Origin of the sequence: Pantoea sp. CTOTU50773, assembly GCF_032082325.1 — a bacterium.
GTDB lineage: Bacteria > Pseudomonadota > Gammaproteobacteria > Enterobacterales > Enterobacteriaceae > Pantoea > Pantoea communis.
This window is the reverse complement of sequence record NZ_DAMDQC010000207.1, coordinates 1-6346: the sequence shown is the minus strand read 5'-3', so window position 1 is coordinate 6346 and position 6346 is coordinate 1. Positions and strand designations below refer to the sequence as shown.

Sequence of the window (6346 nt, the reverse complement as noted above, 5' to 3'; positions counted from 1 at the left end):
GCTTTCCACCGGTGAGGCTATCGGTACCGGTATGTCGATTCTGGTGATGGTGGTGCAAAGCTGGGAAGAGGAATCACGTCGTCTGCGCGGTAAAGATATTTCGCCATGCCGACTGCTGTTCCTTGATGAAGCGGCGCGTCTCGATGCCCGCTCCATCGCCACCCTGTTCGAACTGTGTGAGCGTCTGGAGATGCAGCTGGTGATTGCTGCGCCAGAGAACATCAGCCCGGAGAAAGGCACCACCTACAAGCTGGTGCGTAAAGTGTTTAACAACACTGAACACGTGCATGTGGTGGGGCTGCGTGGATTCTCGGCAGATCCTGTGCCAGCAAAACGCGACACCAGTGATATCGATTTAGAAACAGAAAATACCTGACGCTGAATCTGTTTAAAAAACAGCGCACCGTTTAATCTGTAAGCGGCATCTGCACACTGAGGCAGATGCCGTTTTTTATTTGTATACTCAACAATAAGAGTAAGGCTGTACATAGCGAAAACAGGGCGCTGTGTCTTAGGTGAGAAGGGGGCAGGGATGTGGCTGAATAGAAGAAGCAGAATGAATCGTGCGGTACTCGCACTCAGTGTTTCACTGGTATTGTCGCCGCTGGCCACCAGCCATGCCGCGATCATTGCCGCTTTACCCGGAACTTCACATAGCGCCATGTCAGTGGCGGCGAGTCAGCATCAAATTCAGCAGGCTTTTAGCCCCAGTCAGCAGCCTTTCTATCTGCCGGGATTAGCCGGTATCTACGCCGCGCGTAATATGGCGCCACTCTGGCAGGATAAGCAAGCGGTGCAGGCTTTCCAGCAACAGTTAGCGGAGGTGGCGCTATCCGGCGTCCAGCCACAGTTTACTCGTTGGGTTGAATTACTGACTAATCCCACGATTACCGGCATGGCGCGCGACATCGTGCTGAGCGATGCCATGTTAGGCTATTTGCAGTTTGTCGCCACTGTGCCGACGCAGGGTGAAACCTGGCTGTACAGTAATGTTCCCTACAAATTGACGATGCCGGGCGTAGCTGCCATTAACCAGTGGCAAAATGCGGTAAACGGTGGTGGCAGTCGCGCGTTTATCATCTCGCTGGCACCGCAACATCCTCAATATGCGCCGATGCACAGTGCGCTCAAAGCGCTGCTGACCGATAACCGTCCATGGCCACAACTGCGCGACAGCGGGACGCTCCGCCCCGGCCAAATTAGCAACGATGTGCCTGCTCTCAGAGAGATTTTGCAGCGGACCGGCATGCTGACTGCCGCAACGCACAGCAGCACACCGACGCCAACTGATGATGCCGTGCCGACAGCACCTGTGCCGGTCAGCCAGAGCAATCAGCCGGTCGCGGTGAGTCCATCGGCGGCCAGCGTCAATGATTTGTCTGCACAGGCACCTGCGGCAACCGGCAACGTGGTGGCGAATACCACGCCTGCTGGTGATAATGTGTATGACGCCGCGCTGGTGGAAGGGGTAAAACGCTTCCAGCACTGGCAAGGTCTGGCAGATGATGGGGCGATAGGCCCTCGCACGCGTGAGTGGTTGAATGTGTCTCCGCAGATGCGCGCATCGTTACTGGCACTGAATATCCAGCGCCTGCGTCTGCTGCCGGATGATATGCATAACGGCATTATGGTGAACATTCCCAACTATTCACTCACCTATTACAACAACGGAGCCACGATTTTGTCATCGCGGGTGATTGTCGGTCGTCCCGATCGTAAAACGCCACTGATGCGCAGTGCGTTGAACAATGTGGTGCTCAATCCACCGTGGAATGTACCTACCACTTTGGTGCGTCAGGATATCGTGCCGAAGGTCAAACAGGATCCCGGATACCTCTACAAGCACGGCTATACCTTACTGTCGGGCTGGAGTGCGGATGCCGAAGTGATCGATCCGTCGATGATTGACTGGCATATGGTTTCTGCAGCCAGTTTCCCGTATCGCATTCGTCAGGCGCCGGGCGCGATGAACTCGCTGGGTCGATATAAGTTTAATATGCCGAGTTCCGATGCCATCTATTTGCACGACACGCCTAACCATGGCTTGTTCCAGCGCGATATTCGCGCACTGAGCTCTGGTTGTGTGCGCGTGAATAAGGCCTCTGAACTGGCCGACCTGCTGCTGCAGGATGTGGGTTGGAATGACAGCCGCATCACCGACACGCTGAAACAGGGCGACACGCGCTATGTGCCGATTCGCCACCGCATCCCGGTTAATCTCTATTATTTAACCGCATGGGTCGCGGCGGATGGACAGCCGCAATATCGTACAGATATTTACAATTATGATAACCCTGCGCGCTCCGGTAGCCAGGTTCTGTCAAAAGCAGGAAAACTTCTCCTCTAGTCATTGATTTGCCGGATTTCACCTCTCTTCGAAAAGATCAGGGCCCGTCGCAAAATTTCGGTTTTGCGCGGGTTTTGGTCATTCTGTGACACATTGCGGGTTGACTGACCTCCAGGCTGCGGTTACTGTTCGGCCTTGTGTACTTTTTACACATTTTTTTATCGCTTTAGATTAGGTAACCCCGCTACATGGCTAATTTTGATTCTCAACGTCGTCGATTGCTCCTGATTGGAGGCGCAGCGGCAGGTTTGTCTCTGCTTCCTGGTTCAGCGCTGGCTTCGCTTTCCACCTCGCGCCCCCGAGTATTGACGCTTAATAACCTTCACACCGGTGAAACCCTTAAAACGGAGTTTTTTAACGGCAAGAGTTATGACAAGGATGAGTTAGCCCGCTTAAATCACTTCTTCCGTGATTACCGCGCCAATCAAGTGAAACACATCGATCCGCATCTGTTTGATCAGCTCTATCGCTTACAGATGGTGCTCAACACCCGCAAACCGGTGCAGCTTATCTCAGGCTACCGTACGCTGGCCACTAACAATATGCTGCGTGAATCGGGTCCTGGCGTGGCCAAACACAGTTATCACACCAAAGGGCAGGCGATGGATTTCCATATCGAGGGAATTTCATTGAGCAATGTTCGCAAAGCGGCGTTATCTATGCGCGCAGGTGGTGTAGGATATTACCCGCGCAGCAACTTCGTACACATAGATACCGGGCCTGCAAGGCACTGGTCCTGATACCGGCAGCGCTGCGTGTGTCGGTCATGGAGCGCTATGAATTACCACATTATTCCGGTTACGGCCTTTTCTCAAAACTGCTCGGTCATCTGGGATGACGAAACTCAGCAGGCGGCGCTGGTGGATCCCGGCGGCGATGCCGAGACGATTATTGCCGTATTAGCTGAGCGGGGATTAACCCCCGCGCAAATTCTGCTGACGCATGGTCATCTTGATCATGTGGGGGCCGCCGCTGAACTCGCCGCACACTATCAAATTCCTATTGTTGGCCCTCACAAGCTGGATGCGTTCTGGCTGGATAATTTGCCGACGCAAAGCCGTATGTTTGGCCTGCCGGAATGTGCGCCACTGGCGCCGGATCGCTGGCTGGAAGAGGGCGAAACGGTTCAGGTTGGCAATGTCACGCTGGAAGTGCTGCTGTGCCCGGGTCATACGCCGGGACACATTGTTTTCTTTGACCGGGCTGGGCGCTTATTGATATCGGGTGATGTGATTTTCAATGGCGGTGTCGGACGTACCGATTTTCCGCAGGGCAGCCACAGCGATTTAATCAATGCGATTAACACTAAGCTGTTACCGCTGGGTGATGATGTGACCTTTGTGCCGGGCCACGGTCCGATTTCCACCTTGGGTCGGGAGCGTATCAGTAATCCGTTCCTGCAATAAAAAATGGGCCATTAAGGCCCATTTCTCGTTCTGCTGACTTATTTAAAGTACAGCGACAATCGCTTCACAGAGCGCAGACATATTGTCTGGCGTCATCCCGGCCACGTTCACACGACCAGAGTTAACGGCATACACGCCGAACTCGTCACGCAGGCGCACAACCTGATCTTTGGTCAGGCCGCTAAACGAAAACATGCCATTCTGCTTAATGATAAAGCTGAAGTCCTGTTTCGCGCCTTTCTCTGCCAGGGTATTCACGAACAGCTGACGCATGCGCTGGATGCGCTGACGCATGTCTGTCAGCTCCTGCACCCAGATGGTACGCAACGCGTCGTTACCGAGGATGGTGGCGACCACAGCGGCACCGTGTGACGGTGGGTTAGAGTAGTTAGCACGGATGCTGTATTTCACCTGGCTAAAGGCGGTTTTCGCGACATCGCTGTTGGCGGCAACCAGCGTCAGTGCACCGACACGCTCGTTGTACAGGCCAAAGTTCTTAGAGTAAGAGCTGGCAACAATCAGCTCTTGATGAGACGCGGCGAAAATACGCAGGCCCTCGGCATCTTCATCCAGGCCACGTGCAAAGCCCTGGTAAGCGAAGTCGAACAGCGGCAGCCAACCTTTTTCCTGGGACAGCTTCGCCAGCTGTAGCCATTGGTCCGCGGAAGGATCGACGCCAGTCGGGTTGTGGCAGCAGCCGTGGAAAAGAATCACGTCGCCGGCTTTGGCTTCCTGCAACGAAGCGACCATGCCTGCGAAATCGAGGCTATGGTTGGCCGCGTCGTAATACTGGTAATCACAAACTTCCAGACCCGCCGCGTTGAATACGTTTTTGTGGTTCGGCCAGCTAGGGTTGCTTACCCACACACGCTTCACATTGGTCTGGGTCGCGAGGAAATCCGCCGCGACGCGCAATGCACCGGTGCCGCCTGGAGTTTGTGCTGTGCACGCGCGGCCCGCTGAAATCAGCGCGCTCTCTTTGCCGAACAGCAATTCCTGAGTGCAGCGAGCAAAGTCGGCCAGACCATCAATGCTCAGATAATTTTTGGTGGTTTCATTTTCCAGCAGATACTGCTCAGCTTTTTTAACACTGGTGAGTACCGGTGTTTTACCGGTTTCATCTTTATAGACACCAATGCCAAGGTTGATTTTATTCGGGCGGTCGTCGGCGCGAAACAGGTCAGCCAGTCCCAGAATAGGATCGGCGGGTGCGGCAGAGATCGATTCAAACATGAGTCAGTTCCGTTTGGGTGAACTTTAGCGAAATGAGCTATCAGGTTAGCGTCAGATGATACGCTTGCCAACCGCTGACATAAAAAAGAAATAAGCCGCGTGTATAAAGTAGTGGCGCTAATTGAGAAGCCGATCACTGAAACGCAAAACGGAGCCCGAAGGCTCCGTTTTTAGGGCGATATGCACATCTAATCGAGAGATTAGAACTGGTATACCAGACCTACAGCAACTACGTCGTCGGTAGCCAGACCCAGAGGGTTGTTGTCATCCAACTGGTTGATTTTGTAATCAACGTAGGTAGCCATGTTTTTGTTGAAGTAGTAGGTTGCGCCCACATCGATGTATTTAACCAGGTCAGCATCGCCGATACCTTCGATGTCTTTGCCTTTAGACTGGACATAAGCGATGGATGGACGCAGACCGAAGTCGAACTGGTACTGGGCAACAACTTCAAAGTTCTGAGCTTTGTTAGCAAAGCCAGCAACAGATGTGTTGGTACCTGCGATGTTTACTGTGCCAGAGATAGGCGTTGAGTTACGGGTTTCACCGTACATAGCAGCAAGGTAGATGTTGTTTGCATCATACTTGATAGCAGTTACCCAGGTTTCAGCACGTGTACCAGCGCCGACACCAGTTCCAATTGCTTCGCCTTCTCTGTAAACAGTACCTTCAACCTGAGCATTAGTACGATCGCTGCTGCTATAAGCTCCAGCAAAACCTAAACCGATTGGCGAAGTGTAAGAAGTTGACAGACCATAGCCGTCACCGTTAGCACGACGGGTATCGTCACGGTCATTTTTGCCCTGGTACTGTACTGCGAAGTTCCAACCGTCAACCAGACCGAAGAAGTTGGTGTTACGGTAAGTCAGTAAACCGGTGCTACGACCGTTCATGAAGTTATCTGAGTAACCAGAGTCACCACCGAATTCTGGCAGAACGTCAGTCCAGCCGATTGCGTCGTATACAACGCCGTAGTTACGACCGTAGTCGATTGAACCTGCATCACCGAATTTCAGACCCGCGAAGCCCAGACGGGTTTTGTTACCGTCTTGCGCGTCAGAACCTTCAGAGTTGTTCGCCTGAACGTTGTATTCCCACTGGCCGTAACCGGTCAGCTGGTCGTTAATCTGGGTTTCACCCTTGAAGCCAAAGCGAACATAAGTCTGATCGCCGTCATCGCCAGCGTTGTCAGAGAAGTAGTGCAGACCAACAGCTTTACCGTACAGATCCAGTTTGTTGCCGTCTTTGTTATAGATTTCTGCTGCGTTTGCTGCGCCTGCAGCTAACAGAGCAGGAATAACCACTGCAAGAATGTTGCGCTTCATCATTTTTTATTACCCTCATTGGAGTTATTTGGACA

General features: G+C 52.9%; 6 protein-coding genes. 4 read left to right on the top strand and 2 right to left on the bottom strand.

The genetic code is table 11. The annotated features are described in order from the left end of the window. From RT340_RS21120 to RT340_RS21105, 4 genes are all read left to right on the top strand, one after another. Positions 1-376: SbcC/MukB-like Walker B domain-containing protein (locus RT340_RS21120; protein WP_313377655.1), on the top strand; the 376-nt coding region annotated here is incomplete at its 5' end. A gap of 180 nt (positions 377-556) precedes the next feature. Then, on the top strand, positions 557-2347 hold the full coding sequence (gene ldtD, locus RT340_RS21115; RefSeq protein ID WP_409566174.1) for a L,D-transpeptidase: 1791 nt from the start codon (positions 557-559) through the stop codon (positions 2345-2347). 188 nt (positions 2348-2535) lie between these two features. Beyond that, the gene (locus tag RT340_RS21110; protein WP_034820522.1) at positions 2536-3087 is read left to right on the top strand and encodes a YcbK family protein; all 552 of its coding nucleotides are present in this window, start codon (positions 2536-2538) and stop codon (positions 3085-3087) included. 36 nt (positions 3088-3123) lie between these two features. Continuing rightward, positions 3124-3753, top strand: coding sequence for an MBL fold metallo-hydrolase (locus RT340_RS21105; protein WP_097119313.1), 630 nt, complete (start codon positions 3124-3126; stop codon positions 3751-3753). Between the two features lie 42 nt (positions 3754-3795). Here the strand turns inward: RT340_RS21105 and RT340_RS21100 are convergent, their stop codons facing one another. Together RT340_RS21100 and ompF are read right to left on the bottom strand one after the other, a co-directional pair. Next, complete coding sequence (locus RT340_RS21100) at positions 3796-4986, bottom strand: amino acid aminotransferase (protein WP_313377653.1); 1191 nt, start codon at positions 4984-4986, stop codon at positions 3796-3798. A 200-nt stretch (positions 4987-5186) separates the two neighbouring features. Further along, positions 5187-6314, bottom strand: a complete 1128-nt coding sequence (gene ompF, locus RT340_RS21095) for a porin OmpF (protein WP_313377652.1) — start codon at positions 6312-6314, stop codon at positions 5187-5189. Positions 6315-6346 lie beyond the last annotated feature (32 nt).